The 22,759-nt window shown below is 68.3% G+C and carries 18 protein-coding genes; 5 read left to right on the top strand and 13 right to left on the bottom strand.

Features of this window, described 5'->3' with window-relative positions:
• Nucleotides 1-30: 30 nt before the first annotated feature.
• The 3 genes from NH2_RS20360 to NH2_RS28350 form a co-directional block, all read right to left on the bottom strand.
• Nucleotides 31-828, bottom strand: coding sequence for an acyl-CoA thioesterase (locus tag NH2_RS20360; protein WP_084505725.1), 798 nt, complete (start codon nt 826-828; stop codon nt 31-33).
• Between the two features lie 13 nt (nt 829-841).
• Nucleotides 842-1,891, bottom strand: coding sequence for a spirocyclase AveC family protein (locus tag NH2_RS20355; RefSeq protein ID WP_067656564.1), 1,050 nt, complete (start codon nt 1,889-1,891; stop codon nt 842-844).
• 369 nt (nt 1,892-2,260) lie between these two features.
• A complete protein-coding gene (locus tag NH2_RS28350) occupies nt 2,261-4,150 on the bottom strand; it encodes a linalool dehydratase/isomerase domain-containing protein (RefSeq protein ID WP_169811516.1) in 1,890 nt (629 codons plus the stop codon).
• Nucleotides 4,151-4,294: 144 nt separating this feature from the next.
• On the opposite strand from NH2_RS28350, the gene NH2_RS29280 reads away from it, so the two are divergent.
• Nucleotides 4,295-4,924: a TetR/AcrR family transcriptional regulator gene (locus NH2_RS29280; RefSeq protein WP_169811515.1), complete on the top strand. Its 630-nt coding sequence runs from the start codon at nt 4,295-4,297 to the stop codon at nt 4,922-4,924.
• A gap of 75 nt (nt 4,925-4,999) precedes the next feature.
• Here the strand turns inward: NH2_RS29280 and NH2_RS20340 are convergent, their stop codons facing one another.
• From NH2_RS20340 to NH2_RS20330, 3 genes are all read right to left on the bottom strand, one after another.
• Nucleotides 5,000-5,599: a TetR/AcrR family transcriptional regulator gene (locus NH2_RS20340; protein ID WP_067656558.1), complete on the bottom strand. Its 600-nt coding sequence runs from the start codon at nt 5,597-5,599 to the stop codon at nt 5,000-5,002.
• A 59-nt stretch (nt 5,600-5,658) separates the two neighbouring features.
• Nucleotides 5,659-6,660, bottom strand: a complete 1,002-nt coding sequence (locus NH2_RS20335; protein ID WP_067656556.1) for a hypothetical protein — start codon at nt 6,658-6,660, stop codon at nt 5,659-5,661.
• 125 nt (nt 6,661-6,785) lie between these two features.
• Nucleotides 6,786-8,738: a linalool dehydratase/isomerase domain-containing protein gene (locus NH2_RS20330; RefSeq protein ID WP_157103881.1), complete on the bottom strand. Its 1,953-nt coding sequence runs from the start codon at nt 8,736-8,738 to the stop codon at nt 6,786-6,788.
• A gap of 194 nt (nt 8,739-8,932) precedes the next feature.
• Here NH2_RS20330 and NH2_RS20325 point away from each other — a divergent pair, with 194 nt between their 5' ends.
• A complete protein-coding gene (locus NH2_RS20325) occupies nt 8,933-9,586 on the top strand; it encodes a TetR/AcrR family transcriptional regulator (protein ID WP_067656552.1) in 654 nt (217 codons plus the stop codon).
• Nucleotides 9,587-9,747: 161 nt separating this feature from the next.
• On the opposite strand, the gene NH2_RS20320 is transcribed toward NH2_RS20325, so the two are convergent.
• From NH2_RS20320 to NH2_RS20310, 3 genes are read right to left on the bottom strand one after another with little or no spacing between them, the layout of a single operon-like run.
• Nucleotides 9,748-10,545: a hypothetical protein gene (locus tag NH2_RS20320; RefSeq protein WP_067656550.1), complete on the bottom strand. Its 798-nt coding sequence runs from the start codon at nt 10,543-10,545 to the stop codon at nt 9,748-9,750.
• 14 nt (nt 10,546-10,559) lie between these two features.
• Nucleotides 10,560-11,321, bottom strand: a complete 762-nt coding sequence (locus tag NH2_RS20315) for an SDR family NAD(P)-dependent oxidoreductase (protein WP_169811514.1) — start codon at nt 11,319-11,321, stop codon at nt 10,560-10,562.
• Nucleotides 11,322-11,347: 26 nt separating this feature from the next.
• Complete coding sequence (locus NH2_RS20310) at nt 11,348-13,021, bottom strand: aldehyde dehydrogenase family protein (protein ID WP_157103880.1); 1,674 nt, start codon at nt 13,019-13,021, stop codon at nt 11,348-11,350.
• 513 nt (nt 13,022-13,534) lie between these two features.
• On the opposite strand from NH2_RS20310, the gene NH2_RS20305 reads away from it, so the two are divergent.
• A complete protein-coding gene (locus NH2_RS20305; protein WP_245650679.1) occupies nt 13,535-14,314 on the top strand; it encodes a FadR/GntR family transcriptional regulator in 780 nt (259 codons plus the stop codon).
• Nucleotides 14,315-14,356: 42 nt separating this feature from the next.
• Nucleotides 14,357-14,959 carry a TetR-like C-terminal domain-containing protein gene (locus tag NH2_RS20300; protein WP_067656542.1) on the top strand — a complete coding sequence of 201 codons (603 nt, stop codon included), beginning with the start codon at nt 14,357-14,359 and terminating at the stop codon, nt 14,957-14,959.
• A gap of 17 nt (nt 14,960-14,976) precedes the next feature.
• Here NH2_RS20300 and NH2_RS20295 read toward each other — a convergent pair whose 3' ends face one another.
• The 4 genes from NH2_RS20295 to NH2_RS29275 form a co-directional block, all read right to left on the bottom strand.
• Nucleotides 14,977-17,382, bottom strand: a complete 2,406-nt coding sequence (locus NH2_RS20295; RefSeq protein ID WP_067656540.1) for a CaiB/BaiF CoA transferase family protein — start codon at nt 17,380-17,382, stop codon at nt 14,977-14,979.
• A gap of 40 nt (nt 17,383-17,422) precedes the next feature.
• Nucleotides 17,423-19,819 (bottom strand): acetyl-CoA acetyltransferase, encoded by a 2,397-nt coding sequence (locus NH2_RS20290; protein WP_067656537.1) that lies wholly within the window; start codon nt 19,817-19,819, stop codon nt 17,423-17,425.
• Between the two features lie 267 nt (nt 19,820-20,086).
• Nucleotides 20,087-21,244, bottom strand: coding sequence for a thiolase family protein (locus NH2_RS20285; protein ID WP_245650678.1), 1,158 nt, complete (start codon nt 21,242-21,244; stop codon nt 20,087-20,089).
• Nucleotides 21,245-21,264: 20 nt separating this feature from the next.
• Nucleotides 21,265-21,735 (bottom strand): Zn-ribbon domain-containing OB-fold protein, encoded by a 471-nt coding sequence (locus NH2_RS29275; RefSeq protein WP_169811513.1) that lies wholly within the window; start codon nt 21,733-21,735, stop codon nt 21,265-21,267.
• Nucleotides 21,736-22,090: 355 nt separating this feature from the next.
• Here NH2_RS29275 and NH2_RS20275 point away from each other — a divergent pair, with 355 nt between their 5' ends.
• Nucleotides 22,091-22,759: an HAD family hydrolase gene (locus NH2_RS20275; RefSeq protein ID WP_245650677.1), complete on the top strand. Its 669-nt coding sequence runs from the start codon at nt 22,091-22,093 to the stop codon at nt 22,757-22,759.

Below are 22,759 nucleotides of genomic sequence, written 5' to 3'. Positions count from 1 at the left end.
TAATTGAATATCGGGGCAACCGTCCGGCCCTCACCGGTAGGCCATCTCCTGCGCCAGGCTGGCGACGACTTCACCGTCGGCGATAACCGAGCCGGTGTACCAGCCGCGTTTGGCCGCCGACAGGCCTCTGTCGTAGTCGAGGTAGAGCCAACCGTCCCACCGCGGCGGCCGGTGGAACCACAGCGCGTGGTCGAGGCTCGGTCCGAGAACGTCGGTTCCCACGGTGTACGGGAGCCCAGCGGAGAAATCCGACACGTACGCGATGGCGGCCGCGTGGACCAATGGATCGTTCTCGGGCAGCGGACCGTGGGGACGGGCCCAGAACTTCGCCGGATGAGACTTCCCCGGCCGGCCGGTCCAGTCGTGGGCACGGATCTCGAGCGCCAGTTCCGAATAGGGAACGAAAACCGGACACTGCTCCACGGCGGCGGTCACGACCACCTCCGATCCGGCGCCCTCCTGCCCCGCCACGATCGTCCGGAACGACGCCGCCATGCTGAAGATGACTTCACCATCCTGGAGAGCCACCACGCGCCGCGCCGAATACGAACGGCTGTCCCGGTCGACTTCCGTTCGGAAGACCACCGGCCGAGCGCCATCCCCGCGACGGAGGAAATACCCGTGCAGCGAATGCGGTATCCGGTCCGGTTCGACGGTCGCGCCGCACGCGAGCAGGGCCTGCGCCATCACCTGGCCGCCGTAGAGGGGCCGATCGACCTCGAAGAGGTGCACCGAGCGGAACAGGTCGCGGTCGATCCGATCCAGCTTCAGTACCTCGACGAGCGGAACGGTGCGCGCCAGTCCGGGCGCTACCGAAAAAGTAACCACTATCAGCTTCCGGTCAGGGCGGGGGCGGCACCGGGGCGTTCGGCAGATTCATCGGAAGACCCGGGTCGGGACAGGCATAGGGCGTGCCCACACCGCATATCCCGTTGTTCAGGTGGCTGGGATAGCCTTCCGGGAACGGGTCGATGTGCAGCGAGATCAGGTTGTACGGGATCGCGAAGCAGAAAATGTAGGCGAGGTTGAGGACGCCGACGCACGACAGAATCTTGAACAGCCCGCGGTGTCGCAGCCCGAGCGGGAAACTGTCGATTCCCTTCTCGACGAATGACTGCCCACGGTCGTCGACGAAGTACAGGATCGCCGCGCCCGTCGCCCAGACCAGTCCCCACGTCATGGACTCGTATACCGGGACCTGATGAATGGTCCCGCCGGATATCGACAAGCCATGGATGGTTCCGGGAAACGCGTAGACGCCCGTGCGAACGAACAGATTCTCCAGCAGGAAGTCGGTCGACGCGACTACCAGCCAGCCGGTGAACAGCAGCCCGGCGACGTTGGTCTGTGGCCTGCGCCGCTTGATCCACCGCATGGCGTTGCGCCCCTGGATAGCGGTCAGGATCATCGCCAGGTAGGACGAACCGGTGAGAAAGAAGGGCTCGACCCACACGGAGCTGTTGGGACTGATCCAGCCCGGGATGTGGTGCCCCCACGAGCCCTGGTTCACGAAGGCCGAGCTGTAGTAGAAGGTGACGCGCAAATAGTTCGGGGTGATCGGGTCCTGCCAGAAACACGACGCGTAGCCGATCAGCAGGGCCGCCTCGATGGTGACCCGCCGCTCCCGGATGACTCCCCGGCCGACGTAACAGAGCGCGAACACCGCCGCCGAAGTCATCGCGACCTGGAACACGATGACGAACACCCAGGTCGAGCGGGGAACACCGGTGGCAATGACCGGCGCCGCGTCGGTGCTCAGCCACGAGGCGAAGACGTAGAACTGCAACACCAGCGCACCCGCGCCGGCAACCGACCACACCACCACCGGACGGACGGGCCGAGGCGGCGGGGGTGCGAGCGCCTCGCTCGACTGAACCTTTACGTCCGCCACCCGCGCTCCTCGCCCGAATTAATATAACAAACAATATATTAGATAGATCACGGTCGCTCGGTCAAGTACCGCCGACCACAGGATCGGCACGACCGGAGCGAAATACCGGCGATCCCATGGTTTATCGGCATCCACCCACCGAAGATCGCGATCAGCCCCGCGGCCGGATGCCGGCGACGCCACCACTCATCGCATCGGTACCGGGTGGGACGCGGCGCCCGCTACGCGGCCCACGCGTCGGAGTTCCGCTCGGGAGCCGCCGTCGTGCGCCGCATCCGGCGACAGGCGCCTGCGACCTTGCGGCAGGCACCGACGAGCATGGCCATCGCGTAGGCGCCGAGAATACAGCAAGCCACTGACGATCATCCCCTACTCTGCCGGACCGAAGACTACTTCGGTGCGCCCGTCGACCCGCGCCGTCGCGGTGGCGAAACCCCTGTTGTCGGCCGTGACCTCGGGCTCCACCGTCCCCGCTGCCCGGTAGCGTCGTCCGGGCCGCAGGCCGCCCACCCGCAGTGCGGCGCCGACCGGCCCGGCCGCCGGTCGCAGCACCAGGCGCAACCGCTCACCGTCGCGGTGGGCGGCCGCGACGTGGGCCTCGCGGTACGAAATTTCGCTCAGATGCGCGCCCGCCGTCGCGGGTTCGGTGATATCCCCGTGGCCGAACCGGTACCACATGTCCTGCGCCCCGAACCGCCCCACACACGCCATCGCTCGACAGAACAGCGACCGGTGATATTCGGACGGATGCTCGGCATCGGGATTCATCGGCTTCAACGCGTCGAACTTCTGCGCGGCGACCTCGTACAGTTCGTGGTCGCCCATTTCCCGAGCGCTGACCATCGACGACGCCCAGTACCAGGCTCCGGTCAACCGATAGTTGCCGGGGTCGACCAACCCCGCCCCCTTCGGGACGATGGCATGCAGATCACCGTGGGTGCGCTGGATGTTGAAGCGCCGTGCCAGTTCCCAGGCGACCTGCGCCTGCCGCGGCGAGACGATGTTGGTCAGCCACGTATTGGAGGCCGCGGAGAACGGTTCCGAGGTCGACAGGGTCAGCCCGGTACGGCGTGACGCGATGACGACAGCGCCACCGTCACACCGGGTGAATTCCGATTCGAGGATCTCGTTGAACCGGTCCAGCCGATCCGAACCGTGCCTCGTGCCGTGTACGCGATCGAACAGCAACGCGCCGCCCATCCCGTACAGATTGCAGACGGTGAACACCCAGTTCGGTTCGCACGGAAAGAATGTCAGCGCACGGTCGTCGAACTGGCCGACGATCGCCTCGACGATCGCCGGATAGTCGTAGACGTACTCGCGCCCGGGTTTGTCCACGAGTGTGAGTGCCCCCGGCTCGGAGAACTGCAGGTCGCCGGTGGCTCGCTCGTAGGCGCCGAGCGCCAGCGCCCACCATCCCGAATACATGATGTTCTCGTACCGGATCGGATCGGCGCCGAACTTGAAGTTGCCGACCAGATTCTCGATGCGCCAGTAGTGCCAGACGCGGCGGTCCGTCATCTTCACGATCGCGTTGCGTTGCGCTTGTTGCACATAGCCGGTGAAGGCGTGGAGATGATTCACCTGAAGGGCGGCCAGTGCGTAGTTCATGGTGACGAGCTGGTAGCGCCAAGCGCTCTCCCGGAACTGGTCGATGGTGTTGAAGCCTGCGAACTCGTCTACCGGCTGCAGCGCGCGGTCGAGCAGATACCGGAGTTCGGCGAGGTCCTTCTCGTCGAGCTCGCCGGGTACGGGGTTGCGCAATTCCGGCTCCCGGAACGCCACCGTCGCCAGCTCGTCGGCCGCCCGCTCGCCGAGTCGCCGCGTCGTCCGCCTGCGCGACAACATCGCCGCCCCGACCGCCGCGATCACGACCGCGGCGGTCGCGGGCACGACCACGCGGGCGGGCGCCCACTCCTGCCCGGCGGTCACCCCGGCCAGCAGTACCGTCCCCGCCCACACCCCGACGGGAAAGACGAACCCGCCCATGAGAACCCACAGTGCCATGGCGACGACGAACGCGAGCAGCGTCAGCACGGTCGCCCACCACAGGCCACCGTAGAGGAAACCGGCCCCCGGAAACCACAGTCCGAGTCCGGCCGCCGCGAGTCCGTCGGGCGCGTCGGCGAGAATGGGCAGAATCCCCACGAAGGCCGTGACCGCCCATGTGCCGAGCGCTCGGAACCGGTGCCTGCGCAGCACCGAACCACTCGCTCCCGCACGGGTGTGCAATATCTCGGGTTCTCTGGTCGTTGTCATGACATCTCGAATCTCGAGGTTCCCCTCGCGGGCGCAGAGTGCTGCCGCAGCGGAGGTGTGGGGGAAGAATTGCTTCCGCATAATTACGTACGATTACAGTACGTTAGTAGGCTAATCCGGGCGGTAGACTTCGTCAATGACCACGTGCGCGAGAAGGTGCGCGGCTTGACGCTCCGGTCGGATTCGGCAGTCGAACGCGGCGGCAGACCGCGCGACCCCGAAATCAGTCGCCGATGCCTGCAGGCAGCGCGAATGCTCTATGCCGAAGGCGGCCAGGCGGCGGTCACGTTCGAATCCGTCAGCAAGCGGGCCGATGTGGGCAAGCCCGCTCTCTACCGACGGTGGGCCTCGGCGCCCGACCTCCTGATCGACGCACTGCGCCGGACCGACTTCGCGTTGCAGATCCGCGAAACCGGAGACCTGCGTACCGAGTTGATCGCTTTCACAGCGGGATTGATGGACTACTTCGCCTCCCCCGACGGGCCGGTGGTGATTCGGATGATGATCGAGGTGCAGCGGCAGTCACCGTTGCACGCCGCCGTCGGAGACGTCGCCGCGGAGCACACGCTGCACGCCGCGGAGGCGATCATCCAGCGCGGGCTCGACCGCGGTGAACTCGACGCGGACGTGTCGGCGACGATGCTCACCGGCTTGCTGGCCGGCGCGGCGCTCTACGAGTCACTGGCCAGGCGCGACGGGACGACGCTCAGTACCCCGGGCACGAACTACGCCGCCGATCTCGTCGATTTCCTCCTCGGACGAGCGCGCCGGTAGCGACGCCTCGACAGCCGCTCGGCGCACGGATCTCGCCGAGCGGCCCGAGTTCGACGCAGGGTGCCAGGGGCCTGGTCACGGCGGCGGCTTCGCCACCGCGGAAGCCGCACCTTCCGTCGAGGACTCGCCCGCTCGAGGCGGCGAGTCGATCCCCGCTCGCAACAGCCGCTGCAGGGCCTGCGCGCCCGCCTCCACATCCGTGATGGGCATGGTCGGGCCACCCATCACCAAGACGCCTTGCACGAGGGCGCGCAATCCGATCGCGGTGCCTCGATCGGATTGCGCACCGACCAGCCCCCTCCAGAACTCGTCGAAGCGCGCGCCGAAGGCAGCCAGCTCGCCGAGCTCGGGATGGCGGGCGATATCGCGATCCACGACGACCAGGTATTCGGCGGCGTACGGGTGCTCTCGTCGCAGCGCCACCGCGGCGTCGAGCAGTGCCGAGACCCGATCCGCCCGGGAACGCCTGCCGGTCACCGCCGACCGGAACGTGTCGAATACGTGGTTCTGCGCCTCGGTCGCCGTGGCGATGTACAGTCCGGGCTTGTTACCGAAGTGGTGATACAGCGCGGGCGCGGTCGCGCCCGCGTCGGCCAGAATGTCGCGGATGCTCGCACCGGCGTAGCCGGATTTACTGAAATGCGTCGCCCCGGCACGGAGCAGGGCATCCCGCACGGAATCCGCTCCGGCCGGCGGACGACCGGAGCGACGCCTGGCTCCCGTTGGCCCAGCGGTCATCCAGAGGTGAGTCCGTCCGCGGTGATCCGGGTGGGGAAGAACTCGATCCAGCTGTATCCGAAGTCCAGTTCCCGGGCGTCACCGACACGCCGGGTGACACCTCCCTGCGAGGTGTAGTTACCCCAGCGGGCCTCGCCGAAATGGTGCATTCTCCCCGTCTCCCCACCGGTGAACGTGTAGCCCTGACCGCCGATGTCGAAGTTTATGCTGTTGATGAAGCCCTCGTCGTCGAGATCGTAGACCGCGCCGACCTGATCGGTTTTGGCGATCAGCTTACCCGACTCGAATGTTGCCGCACCCGACCAGCCGCGGCGGCCCTTGACGATCACACCGTACTCGATCGAGCCGTCGGTGAACTTGTTGCCGAACACCTCCCACGAGACCTCGAGATCACGGAAGTAGCGGTATTCCTTCCACTCGACGCCGTGGGTCCAATAGCCGTTGTCGAGCCCGACGAACCCCTCGGCGGGCTTGCCCCCGATCGTGCCGGTGACCCAGTAGACCTGAGTGCTGTAGAACAGCGGTTCGTCGCGGGCGGGGGCGTAGAACTGGAATCCCGGCCCCTGCAGCGGGCCCGCGAGATCGAACAGCTCGCCTTCCGACCACCGGATCCCCTCGTCGTCGATGGCCAGCTCCATCGGCTCGCTCGCGACGCCGAACTTCTCCGACATCGTGTGCATGAGGTGATTACGCCAGACGCGCTTGGACGGCTCGATCGTGCGGATGGATTCGCCCCGCGCGGACGTCAGCGCGCCCACGTGCAGGTTCAGGTCGCCGCTCGCGTCGTTCATCAGCCACACGCCGCCGGTCATGGGGCCGATGAACTTGCGCTCCAACGCCCACGTCACGCCGTCGGAGTCGCGCAGCGTCCCGTAGAAGTACTGCACCTGCAACGTCAGCCCGTGCCGGTGATGGTGGGGTTGCAGATCGGCCAGCTTCGGGTCGTAGGTGTCCACGACGGTCTGGAAATCGAAGTCGCCGTAGGTGGGGATCGACATCACGCCTCCTGAATGTATCGATCGTTATATTCCATGGAGACCATAGCCCGCATTCGCGCTCGCAGCAGCGAACTGGCGAAAATTGCGTTGCGGCAACACATTTCGTTGCCACCATCGCACTGCGGCTATCCGATCGGTTCGACGCGAACACCGCACCGTCCGGCGACCGAGACCGTGATCCCCGCCTCCCCGAGGCGATCGGCGATGAATTCCGTCGTTCCGCTCGGCGACACGGCGCGATAGGTGCCCCCCGGCCGCAGGCGGCGAAGTCGCAGCGACGCGTCCACCGGGCCGGTGCGCGTCGGCGCCGGGCACAGCACCAGGTCGAGGTCATCACCGTCGCTGGTGGCGCGCGCGACCATCACTTCGTCGTAGGAGGCGCTGCCGAGCAGCGGCCCGGTACGGGCGGAGGCCGGAGCGGGCTGGGTGATCAGTGCGGACCAGTCGCCGGGCCGGCTGAGGGCGGCGTGTGCCGCGATCGCGTTGGAGAAGGTCGAGCCGTTGCCGAACCGGCGGGTGCCGCGCTCCTCGACGGGATCGTTGCACCGTTCCATGCAGTCGAAGACAGCCTTCGCCACCGCCGAGTCGCCGACTTCGACCGCCGAGAACGCGATGACGGCGCGCGCGAACAACCCGGTGTTTCGATAGTTGCCGGGATCGGTCTTCATCAGCGTCTCCAGGCTGCGCTCGAGCCCTCCCTCGTCGAGCTGGAAGACCTCCCGGCACGCGATGGCCCACAGCATCTCCGACAGACGCGGCAGGGTCGGTCGTGCCCAGCCCGCAGCCTGGGCGAAGACGACTCCGGTACTCGCGGGCACGCCGAAACCCAGGTGATCGGAGCGGAACGGCACCAGGTTGCCCGCCGGATCCATGAACTCGGTACGCAGCCCGCGCACGAACGGTTCGCGCACCTCGGCCAGATGGTTGGTACCGAATGCCGCGTCATACGAGGCGATGCTGTTGATTCCGTAGAGATTGCACGTGGAGTAGGTCCAGTTCGGCTCGCAGGGAAAGAGCGTGTGCTCGGCCCGGCCGAAGTTCTCCACCAGCGATCGATTGAACGACTCCGCACCGTGGCGATAGGTCTTGCGCGGATTACCCAGAGTGAATTCGAGGGCATCGGAGCCGGCGAAGCGCGCGCTGCCGGTGGTGGCGCTGTAGGTGTTCAGGCAGATCCCCGACCACCCCGTGAACATGATGTTCTCCCGCGCCGCCGGGTCGTAGTGCAGGCTCAGCCGTCCCCACAGCCGCTCCAGTCGCCAGTAGCCCCAGACCTTCGGCTCGGCCAGTTTCTCGATCAGGTTCTCCTGCGCGCGCGAGAGATAGCCGTCGAAATTCGGGAGGTAGTGCCGCTGCGCCTGGGCGAGCGCATACTGCACGTGGTTGATCTGATAGCGCAGCGCGGAGGGCTGGAACTGCTCGACGATATCGAAACCCTCGAACTCTCCGACCGGCTGCAGGCCCAATTCCAGCAACCAGCGGAGATGGGCGAGTTGCTTGTCGTCCAGTTCGCCGATACCGGTCGCATCCGGCGCTCGGCGTGCCCGATACGCGGCGATCTCGGCGGGCAGGTATGCCTCCCGTTCGGCGCGAAGCCGGTGCGCTCGTGCCACTGCCCGGCGCTTGACCAGAACCGTGGCCAGCGCGACGGCCGCGACGATCACCGCCGTCGCGGCCGCGGGCACCGGTCCGGGTTCGGGATCTCCCGCTGACCACCACGTGGCCGAACCGGCCGCCGCCAGCCACACGAGCACCGGCACGATCACGTTGCCGGTACCGAACCACACCACCAGTGCCACCGCCAGCGCAACGAGGGTGAGCAGCATCGCGGCCGCACCCACGGCGCCGTGCAGCAGGAATCCGCCGCCGGGCACCACCAGCCCGAGGCCCAACGCCTGCCATCCGGCCCCCGCCGCCAGGAGGGACGGCAGGAAGCCGACCACCGCGAGCAGGGTGTAGGCCAGCACCGTTCGGCGCTGGCGTCGCGTACTCACCGGCCCGTGCAACCGCCGCCGCTGCGGCAACGCGTGCGAATCCGCGCCCGATTCGGCCGGGGTTCGCAAGAGATCGGTACTCATGGCAGTTCTCCACATCGAGTGACACCGGAGTGGGTACGAAGCACGATCGGTGCTGCGCCCACACTGAAACAGAAGGCACATCCGCGCCGTCGGCGAGCGAAGACGTGCCGCGTCGCCTCCCGCTCCCTCGCGGTAGCGGCCGCGTCGCCCGGGTGTGATATCAACGGAGCAGGTCGGGCGAGTGCGGGAGGGCTGTGTCCAACGACGATGGCGTGAGGACGGCGGGACGACCCCGCGATACCACCCTGGACGGACGCATCCTCGACGCGGCTCGCGAGGTCTACGCCAGACACGGCTGGTCCGGATTCACCGTCAAGGCGGTCGCCACGGCGGCCGGAGTATCGCGCGACGCCGTGGGGCGGCGGTTCGACACGCGCGAAGAACTTCTGATGGCAGCGCTCACCGCCTCCGGGTTTCCGCTGATCGAAACCCGCGTGGGGCAGGAGTTGCGGGAATGGCTGCTGGAACTCGCCACCGCTGTGTTCGACGTGTTCACCCGCGGCTCCGGTCGCGCCTACCTGCGGATCCATCTCGACGCCGACTCGGTGCCCGGACTGTTCGCCGCCTATCGGAATCGTCTGCTGGAACCCGGCCAGCGGATGCTGCGCGACCGCGTCGCCGCCGCCGCGCGCACCGAACGACGAGACGACCTCGACCCCGGCGCGGTCGTCGAGGACGTGCTCGGTCCGACGCTGATGCTCGCCCTCCTGCACCAGGACATCGGCACCGAGGACAGGAGCCGCCGAGACTCGGTGCTGCTCCACCTGCCCGCCATCATCGAGCGGGCGCTCGCGCCGCACCGGTCCGGCTCGGCCACCGTGGCCGCGCGGGATCCGGCCGAGCCCTGAGCGCCCCCCGCGCGAGCGCGGGCGGACGGAGGCGGCGCCGACGAGCAGGGGACCCACCGGGAAGAGTCCCGGCCACGCGCGGGCGACAGCCAGGAATCCCGCGCCGGGCGACCCCGGGCCCCAGTCGACGGCCCGCACGCGCGCCTTCACCATCGCGGTCGTCACCGGGTTCCTTCCCGGGGAGTACGTACGAAAGCGGTGAAGAGCGAGTCGATTTCGGCCGTGCCGCGCTCGCGCCGGAACAGATGGACCAGAGCCGCGATGTCCACGACGAGCATCAGCAGTCCGGACAGGCGTTGTTCGGCGATCGGCACCGCGCCGGCTCCCGGCACCCACCCGGCCGGACTCGCCACCAGCGCCGCGCCGAACACCATGCTGATCTCGAAGGCCGCGAGCAGCGGCACCCACGTCGTGGCCGCCACCTGCGGCGCCCGGCGCAGCAGGTCGCTGACCCGAGCCCATACCGGCAGCGAGACGACAGCCGTCAGCACGGCAAGCACGGCCGTTCGCCACACCGAGCCGGACACGGTGGCGTGCACAACCGGCAGATGCCACACCACCAGTACCGTGATCCAGATCACCGCGTCCAACCAGGCGGGCACCCGCAGCGCGAGCTCACGCAGCCGCGGGAGAGCCGTTTCCGTCGCGGCCAGCACGGTGAGCGGGATGACCGTGGTCGCGAGGGCCAGCGCGGCCATCCACACCACGTGATTCGCGCCATGGCTCATGCCGACGTGGCTCACGTCGTGGACGTGAGCGGACTCGGCCGTCGACGACGAGGCCCCCGGTCGTGCCGAGGCGATCGCGAGCACCAGAACGGCGAGGATTCCCAGCTCCCCCACGGCCAGGGCGACCACCGACGCGCGGGGGCGCGGTCGCCGCTCCCCCTGCCCCCGCACGGGCGCGAAGAATCCACGCAGCAGCACCCCCAATTGCGCGGCCAGCAGGCAGCAGACCATGGCGGCCGTCCCCCTCAGACCAGATCGGCAGCGCCGCTGCGCTGCATCGCGTGGGTCACGCGGGGGAGGAATCGCTGGAGTCGCCACCCGACCTTGGAGACCGGGCCGGGCAGGATCAGGAATCTGCGGCGGCGCAGACCGCGCTCGGTCGCCGCGACCACCTGCTCCGGGGTGACCGCCGTTTTCAGCGCGCGTCGGCGCTTGTCCGCGTTCACGAAGAAGTCGTTCGCCATCGGGGTCCGCACCGCCTCCGGACATACGCACGCCAACTGCACGCCGGTGCCCTCCAGCTCGTAACTCAGCGCGTCGAGCAGGCCGATGACCGCGGCCTTCGTCGCCCCGTAGGCGGCCATCTTGCGCGGGGCCATGATGCCCGTCATCGACGCGACGACCGCGAACTCACCGCCTCCTCGCTCGATCATGCGGGGAATGACCGAGTAGACGAGATTCACCACGCCGCCGTAGTTCACCCGCATCATCAGATCGACGTGCGCCCGGTCCACCGACAATGTGGACCCCACTCGAGCCACACCCGCACAGGCGAAGACGTGCTGGATCGGACCGAGCTCGCTCTCGACTTTGCTCACCACCGCCAACACCGCGTCGTGATCGGATACGTCGGCGGCGAAAGTGCTCACGGCGTCGCCGAATTCGGCGGCGACGGCGTCCAGCGCGGTCTCGTTCAGATCGACGACCGCGATCCGGTACCCCCGTTCGGCCAGTCGCCGCACGCCGGCCATCCCGATCCCACTGGCTCCGCCGGTGACCAGCGCCACCGCACCGTTCGCCGCGTTGTGACTGCTCATTTCTCTCCTGTATTCCTGGGTGCCGAAGAATCCGAGGCGCGGTCCAGCCTGCGCCGCGCGGCCGCCGCGGTTCGCGCGATCATGGAATCGACCAGCGCGGCCGTGCGACGGCCGACCGGCGGGGTGGCGAGTGCACCGACCGACATCGGAAGCCGGCTCGTGGTGATGGCCCTGGCGTGGGTGAAGGTCTCGAACCCCCGCCTGCCGTGGTAAGCGCCCGAACCGCTGTGCCCGACGCCGCCGAACGGAAGCGCCGGAATCGCGCAGTGCAGGGCCACGTCGCCGACGGTCATCCCACCGAAGCGCACGCGCCCGGTGAAGGCCAGGAACGCCTCGTTCTCCGGTCCGAACCAATAGGCCGCCAGGGGCGCGGGCCGCGGCGCGAGGTACGCGATCACCTCGTCGATCGTCCGATACGACCGCACCATGAGAATCGGGCCGAAGATCTCCTCGTCGGCGATCGTCATGGTGTCGTCGAAGTCGGTGACCACCACCGGGGGGATCCGCCGGGCGACGGGGTCGGGCCGCTCACCGGGCACCGCCTCGTGCACCGTGGCGCCCTTGCCGCGCGCATCCTCCAGCAATCCGGTCACCCGCGTGAAGTTGGCGTCGTTGACCACCGCGACATGGCCGCCATCGGAACCGGCGATGGCACGGGCGCGCCGCAAGACGCCCTCGAGGAAGGCCGTCTTCTGTTCCTCGGGTACGAAGACCAGTTCGGGACAGAGGCACAACTGCCCGCCGTTCATCAGGCGAGCTTCGGCCAGCCGGCGCGCCGCCCGGCCGATATCGGCGGCCGGGTCGACGACCACCGGGTTCTTGCCGCCCAGCTCCAGGGTGACGGGGACGAGATTGCGGCCGGCCGCCGCCGCCACGAGCGCGCCCACCTTCGGCGAACCCGTGAAGAACAGATGGTCGAACGGGAGAGCGCTGAATGCCGAGCCGACCGTGGGTCCACCGCTCACCGCGATGAACTCGGACGGGTCGAAGTACTCGGCGACCTTGCGGACGAACAGCTCCGCGGTATGGGTGGTGACCTCGGAGAACTTGACCATGACGGCGTTGCCGCCCGCGAAGGCCGCCGCCGCGGGTTCGATCACCAGACCGAGCGGGAAGTTCCAGGGCCCGATGATGCCGACCACGCCGAGCGGGACTCGCTCGACCCGGCTCGCGACGCCGAACAGCCCCGAGCCCCGCAGCGGCCTGCTCGGACGCATCCACGCGCGTAGCCGAGCCCGCGTGAGCTGGATGTCACCGAGCACGCCGAGGATGTCGCTGAACTTGCTGAGCGTTTCGGGGCGGTGGCCGAAATCCGCCGCCAGCGCCGCCGCGAAGGCGTCGGCGTTCTCGGTGACCATCAGGATCAGTCGATCGATACGGTCCCGCCTGCTGGCCACCGAGGGTGCGCCCCGGTCCAGAAACGCCGCGCGCTGCCGGTCCAAGAACGCGCGGAGCTGCTCCTCGGTCGGCTCCAGTAGGTCCACCGATTCGTCCGGACGAGCCGAGACGGAATGTATTTGGCTGGTCACGATAGTCGATTGCCCTGTCGTACAGTCGCTTTGCGCGAGTTGGTGCGGAGATGACAGTCGCGGCCGTCCGGCGGGGAGAAGCCGCTCATATTCGGGGGTGTCGCGGTGTGATCCGAACCACTCTAACCCAATTTCCGGCACATGATGCTGGTAATCGGAGAAGAGGTTCGATCCGCCGCCGACGAACGGACCCGAAGTGCGCGGGCCCTTCGATCGGAAGGCTAAATAGCCAGATTATACAAATAAACCAGCTGAACTGGAAGCCCGGGTCCTGGCCGATCACTCTGTCGGATCGCGAAACCCTGACTCGGATCCCACCCCGAACTGGAAAGGCTTAATTCACCTGTACCGCAGCTGTTCTCACTGATAGATCCCCCGAGACGGAGCATCTCTCGACCCGGTCGGTTCCGCGGCTCACTTCACCTTGCCTGCCGCTCGCAGGCGCGGAACCGACACCGCCCGACGGGTCGTGTCCGCGCGCGACCGCGGACCGCCGTCCAGCGCACCCCAGGGTCGCCGGCACCCCTCGAACACCCGGCCGAATCGAGATGAACTGGTGGAACCAGATCCGTCACCGTGGCCGGTCACGGATCCGCGATGGGATAATCTCGGTCGGAACGGACTCGACCATCGCGGATGCGTACGGAGGCACATGTGACCAGCGCCAAGGGCGCGGCGGCCCGCAACAACCAGGTCCGGCCGAAGAAGATGCCGGAGGTGATCGCCGATCGCATCCGCCGCATGATCGCGCGCGGTCAGATCGGCGATGGCGAGTGGCTCCCGACCGAGCCCGAGCTGATGGAACATTTCGGGGTGTCGCGACCGACCCTGCGCGAGGCGTTTCGACTGCTGGAAGCCGACTCCTTGGTCAGTATCCGTCGAGGGCCGCCGGGCGGCGCCCGAGTGACGATCCCCGGGCCGGAGGCAGCGGCCGCCCAGTTCGGCCTGCTTCTGACGCTGTCGAAGACAACCCTGCAGGATGTCTACGAGGCACGCATGGTGATCGAGCCCGCCTGTGCGCGCCGGGTCGCCGAACGGGGGCCGGCGGCCAACCGCCGCGCTCTCGCCGCCGAGGTCGAGCACGTCCGGGAGGCGCTGCAGACTCCGATCGAATTCGGCAGGCGCACAGTGCAATTCCATCGTCGGCTGGTCGAGCTGTCCGGCAACCACACCCTCGCGACGGTGATCGGGATGCTGACGGAGCTGGTGGAACGCCAGACCGAACAGCGCTACGACGAGAAGCTCGGCAGGCCGGAAGAACTCGACGCCGACAATCAGCGCGGCCTGCGTGCCTACGAGCGCCTGAGCGAACTCGTCACGGCTCGCGACGGAGAGGCCGCCGAGGCGTTCTGGCTCAAGCACATGCGAGCGGCGCGCAGTTATCTCCTCCGCAACGGCGGCGACAGCGCACAGGTTGTCGACCTGCTCTACTGAAGCGGCACGGGCGGCGTAGCGGCGAGAGGGGAGCGGAGCGCGATGGGTCGAACGACAACGAGCGCGGGGGCGGGCAGGCCGCGCGACCCCGAGGTGGATCAGCGCGTCCGGGATACCGCGTGCCGGCTCTACGGCCGGGTCGGCTGGGCGGGTTTCACCATCGACGCGGTCGCCCGCGAAGCACGAGTCGGGAAGTCATCGATCTACCTGCGCTGGCCGGACAACACCGCGCTGCTCCTCGATGCCCTCGAAGCCCGGGTCGACATCCCGTTCGAGGTCGACACCGGGTCGGTTCGGGGCGACCTGATCGTGCTGTCGCGCAGCATCTTCACCTTGCTCACCGGTGACATCGGTGACGCGCTGCTGCGACTGTGCGGCGAGGCCCGCATGGTTCCCGAGCTGGCACCGCGCTGGGAAGCGTTCATCACCGCGCACGTGACGGCCATGCGCGCCATCACGCGCCGGGCGATCGACCGCAACGATCTGTCCCGCGACACTTCTGTCACGCTCCTGCTCGACGCCCTGCTCGGCGGCATCCTGATGCAGTGCCTCACCACCCCGCCCGCCCAGATCCCACGGCTGGCACAGGAGGCCGACACCTACTGCGAGGGGCTGGTCGATCTGGTGCTGGCCGCCGCGCGGTAGGTGTCGGTATCGCCCGGCTACCGGGTGTCGGACGCGGGCACCTCGAGTACGCCGGCGGCCACCGATTCCGCGATCTGCGCATCGGTCATACTGAGCACTTCCCGGCAGATGTCTTCGGTATCGGCCGCCATCTCCGGCGCGGGACGCAGCGGTGGATGCGGGAGATTCTCGAACAGCGCGGGACCGGTGACGACCTCGAGCGGCGCATCGTATCCCGGCTGCGGCAGCTCGCCGAACTGGTGTCGGGCTGCCAGATGTGGATCGGTCAGCAGATCCTTCACGTGCACGGCCGCGCCCGCCGCCACCCCGTTGGATTGCAGGCGTTCCTGCGCTTCGCGTGGTGTCAGCGGCGCGATCCACTCCTGAACAAGAGCGTCCAGTTCGGCGCGATGCGCCACTCTCGCCGCTGCGGTGGCGTATTCGGGCGCGTCCGCGAGTTCGGGACGGCCGAGTGCCACGGCAAGATTTCTCCAGTCGCCATCGCCGTCGATGACCACCGCGCAATAGGCATCGTCGCCGGAGCAGGCATAGATGTTCGCGGGAGCGTCGAATTCGCCGACATTGCCCTTGGCCGTCAGTGTGCCGGGCTGCAGCGACTCCCGGACGTACTCGGTGGCCAGCTGGCAGAAGACCGTCTCCATCTGCGCGATGCCGATATGACGGCCGACGCCGGTACGCTCACGTTCGATCAGCGCGGCGACCACGGCGGCGGCCCCTACCCGAGCGGCGGCATGGTCGGGATAGACGGTCTGATCGTCGCCGAATCCGTCCGGTACCTCCGGATGCCGCCACAGGGTGGTCAGTCCGACCGTGGCGCGTACCAGCGGCCCGTATCCCATGCGCCTCGACCACGGTCCGGTGCTGCCCAGGGCGCTGCTCTCGACCAGAATGACGCGGCGGTTGGCCGCCGCGAGTTGTTCGTACCCGAGTCCGAGCGACTCCAGAGTCCCCGGCTTGAAGTTTGTCAGAACGACATCCGAGGCCGCGACCAGGCGGAGGAACAACTCCTTGCCCGCATCGCTGCGCAGGTTCAGCCCGATGCTGCGCTTGTTGCGATTGCCGATCGCGTAGGAGTAGCCCACCTTGCCGACGGCGTCCATCTGACGGGCCCCGTCGAGAAACGCGCGGTTCTCCACCTTGATCACGTCGGCGCCTTGATCGGCCAGTTGGCGTCCGGTTTCCGCGCCGACGACGATGACACCGAGATCGAGCACCCGGACACCGGCCAACGGAAGCTCGGGCGCGTCCGCTACCGAGTTCGCGCTCGGCTCCGGCGACTCGGCGAGAACCGCGTCGGTGTGCTCGCCGAGTTCCGGGGCGCGGTGGCGGAATCCGGCACGATCACCATCCAACTCGAGGTAGCCGCTCGGCACCGTGGCGCGCAGCCCCGGCGCGATCTCGGCGTCGACGAACGATCCGCGCTCACGGACATGGTCGCTGGTCAAGATCTCCTCGGGGGTGTTCAGCGGTCCCACCGCGATACCCAGCTCGGAGCCGCGCGTCACGATCTCGGCCCGGGTCCGACCGGCGAAGAATTTCTCGACCGCTGGACGGATCTTGCCCTGCCAGCTCATCATTCGCATGAAGATCTGCTCGAGATCGGGATCGGCGAGTTCCGCCGGCTCCCCCATCCAGGTGAACAATGCCCGCCACTGCTTGCCGGAGGCGATGAACATGCGCACGTGTCCGTCCGCGCACGGCACGATCGGGTACATCATGCGCACATCCGGGCGTCCGGGCGGCAGGTTCGACAGCGGCTGGCCCATCGTCGCGGTACCGGCCATACCGAAGCCGGGATCCAGATCCTGCACCACGAGGTCGAACAGCGAACAGTCCAGGTAGTCGCCGCCGGCGCCGCGCCGCGCTCGCATGTAGGCCAGCAGCGCGGCGTAGGCCACGTCGATCGCCGCGGTCTGGGTGGCGAATTCTCCGGGCGGCGCCAGCGGTTCACGGCCGGGTGCCCCGGAGCGCGTCAGCAGTGAGGACAGCGCGGTGAACACGGTCTCGCTCGCCTTGTAGTCGCGATAGGGCCCGGTCCGGCCGAAGTCGGTCACCGAGACCACGACGAGGCGAGGATTGCGATCGCGCAGCGCCCGCTCTCCGAGCCCGAGCCCGGCCAGGTAGTCGACCGGATGCGACTCGAGGAAGATGTCGGCGGTGTCGGTCAGTCGCAGCAGATTCGCGCGGCCCTGCTCGGTGGTCACGTCGAGGGTGACGCCCCGCTTGTTGGCGTGCGCGGTCGCGAAGCGCAGGCCGTGGCCGTCGTGGCGGGGTTGCGCCCGGCGGGACTCCGCGCCCAGCGGCGGCTCCACCAGCACCACGTCGGCGCCGAGATCGGCGAGGAATCGCCCGGCGAATCCGGCGGCGCCATCGGTGAAGTCGACTACGCGGACTCCGTGCAGTGGTAGCGATCGCTCTGGCATCGTTGCCGTCCTTTCGATATGTCCGCCCAGGCCGACCCGGTCACCGGTTCTTCCATTGCGGTGTGCGCTTCATGGCGAAGGCCACCATGCCTTCGATGGCGTCCGCGCTGGTCATCAACTCGTCGATGACATCGTTGGGCGCGGTGACCGCCTCGACCGTGTCGGCGATGCCCTGGGTCTGCTCCATGAGAGCCAGCGACAGCCGCACCGATGTCGGTGAGCCCGTGAGGATTTCGTCGGCCAACGCACGCGCCGCGGTCATCGCCGCACCGGGGGGCGCGACACGGTTCACGACACCGAGTTCGCGCGCCTCCTGCGCACCGATTCGCCGCCCCGTGAGAATCAACTCGGTGGCGACCTTCGGCGGCACCGAACGCGGCAGCCGGATCGCTCCGCCCGCACCGGCGACGAGGCCGACCTTGACCTCGCTCAGGGCGAACTTCGCGGTCTCGTCGGCCACGACGAGATGGCAGGCCAGAGCGATCTCGAAGCCGCCACCCATCGCGAACCCGTTGACCGCCGCGATCACCGGCTTCGTCATATTCTTCCTGCTGGTCAATCCCGCGAAGCCGTTGAGCGGGATGTAGACCTGCTTGCCGCCCGCGCCGTAGACCAGATCGTTGCCCGCGCAGAATGCCTGCGCGCCCTCGCCGGTGATGATCGCGACCCACAGATCGCGGTCGGCGAAGAAGGCGTCGAAGACGCTGTCGAGTTCCTCGTGCGCCGGCGGATGCAGGGAGTTGCGTGCCTCGGGGCGATTGATGGTGACCTCGAGCAGATGACCGTCGCGACGAACCTTGACGAACTCGTAGTTCTCCCGCAGTGCGGGCGCGCCCTTGGCGAACAGCTCGCGCGCGGTCTCGGCGGTGCCCGTCAGCCGGTTCCCGTAACCGAGCGCGGTGACGTGAACACGCTGTCCGATGGGCTGTTCCGCGGTCTCCAGCAGCTCGAGCAGCGCGTCGTCCTCGGGTGCGACCTGTGCCAGGAATCGCCCGTCACCGTCCTCGAGCCTGCCGATCACGATGCCGGTCCTGAGGCCACCCCGGCCGTGCACGACGGTGTAGGTCTCGATGGTGGCCCAGCCGTCGGGATGGGCCACATGCGATGGACTGTCGAGTGCGTCGATCTCGCGCTGTAGTGCGGCGCTGTCGTCGCGGCGCAACTCGGCCGGTGTGGTGCTGTAGATGCCGACCGAGGTCTTGGACAGCACGCCGCCGTTGGCCGAAACCAGCGCGTAGGAACCGGGTTCGGCGCGTACTCGCGGTACCGCTTCGGCGATCGCGTGCATCGAGTAGTTGTTGCCCGCGCCGCCGAAGAACGGCAGCCCGCCGGTCACCGTGAGACCTCGCGGGTCGTCCGGTGAGAGTCCGAGCGGCTCGGTGATATTCGAGACCGCGATCGGGAAGCAGGAGTAGAAATCGAAGAAGTTGATGCGGTCGATGTCGAGCCCGGCCACGGCCAACGCGTGCCGTACGGCAGCGACCGCGGCAGGCGCCGTCCCGAAGTCTGCGCGCTCGAGCAGGTTTCGCTCACGCAGATCGGCTCGGCCGTGCAGGAATACCCATTTGCGCTCGTCGATACCGAGCCGACGCGCGGCTCCGACCGACATCAGGACAACGGCGGCGCCCTGGTTGACCTGATCCCGGGCGACGAGGAAACGCGGATACGGGTCGGCGATCATCCGATTGCGCTCGGTCACCGTGACGAGTTCCTCGGCGCTGTGGCGCTCGGGAGCGGCGGAGAGCGGGTTGGTGGCGGCAACCTCGGTGAACGGCGCGAACAGCGCGCCCATGGCGGCCGTGTACTTCTCCCTCGACTCCCCGCGTGCCGCGCGACGCGCGTTCTCCAGCAGCGCGTACTGGGCGGGCGCGCTCACCAGTCCGTGCGCGGCCTGCTCCATGGTGGTCAGCCCGGCCAGCCCGAATCCGCGGTCCTCGTAGCGGTCGTCCGGATCGGCGGGGTCGTCGCCGAAGTCGGGCGCGGCGTCGGACCCGGTCAGGTGGCGGATGGTGGATATCGCCTCGGCACCGGCCAACAACACGACCTCGGCGGCCGCGGCGTGGATCGTGTCGACGAACTCGTTCAGCAGATGTTGCGGAGATTGCCCTCCGGCGACCTCCAGCACCGCCCGCCGCGGCGCCGCACCCAACCGATTCGACACCGACAGGGGGAATTTCGTCGACTTGCCGAGCGGCGCCGGGGCCATGGGCGTCGAATTCTCGAATTGCCGGGTACAGGCCACGGTGTCGATCGCCGCGATGACCGAGCGCGGATCCGCGCCGGTATCGGCGATCGCCGCCTCGGCCGCGGCAACGGCCAGATCGATCGGCGACAGGGCGCGGTAGTCGGCATCGTCGATGCGTTCGCCCGCCTGGCCGACGCCGACCACGATCGGCGTGCGCGCGTCGATACTCGAATAGTCGACCGTCTTCGTCATCTGAGTCCTCCACCGCGCCGAGAAGTCCCGCTCGTTGCCACGCCGGTTCCCGGCGGGTGAATCTAGGTTGTCGCAGCCGGATACCACTGCACGACAAGCGGTTTCACCTGGCAGGTTCCGGGGAAAAGTAATTACCGACGGTTTGCGTCCGCTATTCGGAATGGTAGGCGTCTGCCAGCTTCTTGACAAGAGCCGACTTCTCGACCGGGTCCGCACCGCTCCCGCGAGGAGGCCCCATGGCCGCGCCTCCGACGGATCCGGCCCGGCTCAGCACCCCAGCAGCAGCGAGCCGCCGAGGGGCCCGCCGCCTGCCGCCGCCACCGCGATCTCCGGTCGCCTGGCCAGCTGCCTGACGCCGCCGCGCCCCTGCAACTGGACGACCGCCTCGTGCAGAAACCCCAGCCCGTGCAATCGACCGCCGGACAGTTGCCCGCCCTGAGTGTTCAGTGGGACGGCGCCGTCGCGCGCGATGGTGCGACCGCCATCGAGCCACGGCCCGCCCTCCCCCGGGCCACAGAAGCCGAGCGCCTCGATCCACATCAGGGTCAGGAAACTGAATCCGTCGTACAACTCGGCCACGTCCACGTCGCCGGGTGCGAGGTCGGTGCGTGACCACATCATCTCGGCGGCATCGTGGGCGGCCGAGGTGGTCAGGTCCGCCCGGCCGAACCACGTCGGCGAATCCTTGAGCGCGCTGCCCATCGCGAGGATGCGGACCGGGCGTCGTCGCAGCTCCGCGGCCGTATCGGCGGCACTGATCACCACGGCGGTGCAGCCGTCGACCGGCACGTCGCAGTCGTAGAGTCCCAGCGGGTCGCAGATGGGACGCGCGCCGAGATAGTCCTCCATCGTCATCGGCTCGCGGAACACCGCGGTCTCGTTGAGCGCGGCGTGCGCGCGGGCGTTCACGGCGATGGCGCCCAGATGTTCGCGCGTCGTCCCGAAGCGGTTCATGTGATGGCGGGCGAGCAGCGCCGTCCACTGCGCCGCGGAGGTCGCCCAGTACGGTGCGACGAAGGAGGTGGCCCCCTGTAACCGCTCGGACCCCGTTCCGGACTGGCTCGGTCGGGCGCCGGTCCGGCGCACCGTGGCCTCGGTGACCACGCGGAAGCACACCACGTGCCGGGCCAGACCGGAGTGCACGGCGGCGACCGCGTTGAACACCTGCCCCAGCTGGCCCGCCGCGTCCGGACCGCCTGCGAACCAGTTCAGGCGCAGCCCGAGCGCGGCCTGCAGGTCGGACACACCGACCCCGGAGAAGCCGGGGATGTGGTCGTACCTGCCGGGCCAGGTGGATACTCCGTCGACATCATCGACGTCGAGGCCCGCGTCGGCGATCGCGCGCAGCGCGGCCTGCGCGGCGAGCGACAGCGGCGAGCGACCGAGCCCGCGTCCGATATCCGATTGTCCTACTCCGCTGATCACAGCGGAATCCTCGGCGCGTTTCACCCGTGTGCCCCAGCCGCGAATCCGGCCCCCACCACGGCCTGCGGAAGCCACACGTCGTCGGCGACCCGCTCGAAGCGCAGGCGCACCGGCATATCGGCGCGCAGGCCGTCGGCGGTGGCGACGGGCGCGCCGTCGGGCCCCAGCAGATTGGTCAGCAAGCGCAGATCCCGCTGCTCCGCCAGCTCGATCAGAACCAGCACGAACGGTACCTCCATCCCCGGGAACCAGGCCTGGTGATTGACCGTCCACGAGACCAGGTAGGCATCGCCGGACGCGGGGCTCGGCGCGGGGATGCCCTTCCGGCACGACGAGCAGCACGGCGCGGGCGGGAGGGCGCGATGGCCACAGAGCGGACAGCGCAGTACCTGCCAGCTACCGTTCGCGCCAGCCTGCCAATGGTGGCGATTCTCGGCGGTGACCAGCGGAAGCGGTCGCTGGAGCACGCCTGGCCCGCGGGTGTTGGACATAGGGCAACCTCGCATGGGTGGGGGGTGACGCCGCGCGTCACCCGCTATCGGCTGTCGGCTCGGTCGGCTGCGCCGGACGCGGGGACGGCTCTTGCCAAACCCCGGCAGACGCAGCACACTACCGACATACTTAACCAAGTAACCCTTGCTGAGTCTTTGATTTCCGCCCGCCGGCGACTGTGATCGGACGGACGTGCCGCCGGATTCGATCGGCGCCCCCCTACCGACACTCCGCCGAAACGGCGACTGCCCGTGCACGGACCCGGTCCGGCCGCCACATTCGACAGCCACGGACCGACCGGCACAGATCGGCGGAACGCGGCACATCATCTCACCACCATGCGAGGAGGGTCCCGTGAGTTCCGAGATCGAGGAGACTCCGACGCCGAGGAGCAGGTTCTCCGCGATCGCCTTCGATTGGGGTGGCGTTCTCACGCCGCCGCCGATGGTCGGCCTGGAGATCTACGGGGAGAAGCTGGGGTTGCCGACCGGCACGCTCTCGGCCTTCCTGCGTGGCGACGCGGCGTTCGCGAAGGTCGAGACGGGCGCGATGACGGCCAGGGATTTCCTCCGGGACGTCTGCGTGCGTGTCGAGCGGCAGCACGGCGTACGGGTCGATATCAGGGAGCTGGCGGCGGCGATGACCGCGGCCCGGGTGCTGGTACCGGAGATGATCGAGCTGGTGCGCGAGCTGGCAGCCCACTACGACGTCGCGATGCTGACGAACAATCTGCTGGAGAATCGCGAATGGCTCCGCGACGAACTGCCCGAGGACTGTTTCCGGATCGTGGTGAACTCGGCCGAGCTCGGGCTGCGCAAACCGGACCCGGCCATCTATCGGGAGCTGCTGCGGCGCCTGGACCTACCGGCCGCCGCGGTCGTGTACATCGATGACTTCGTGGAGAATCTCGCGCCCGCGGCCGACCTGGGGATGCACACGATCCTGTTCGAGAATCCCGCCTCGTGCCGCGCCGAACTGGCGCGCGCGGGCGTGATCGGCTCCGCCGCCGATCGCGCTCGCTGA

The sequence above is a fragment of the Nocardia harenae NBRC 108248 genome (assembly GCF_001612885.1).
Classification (GTDB): Bacteria; Actinomycetota; Actinomycetes; order Mycobacteriales; family Mycobacteriaceae; genus Nocardia; species Nocardia harenae.
Note: the sequence above shows the minus strand (reverse complement) of the source record. Positions and strands in the feature narration are given on the sequence as shown.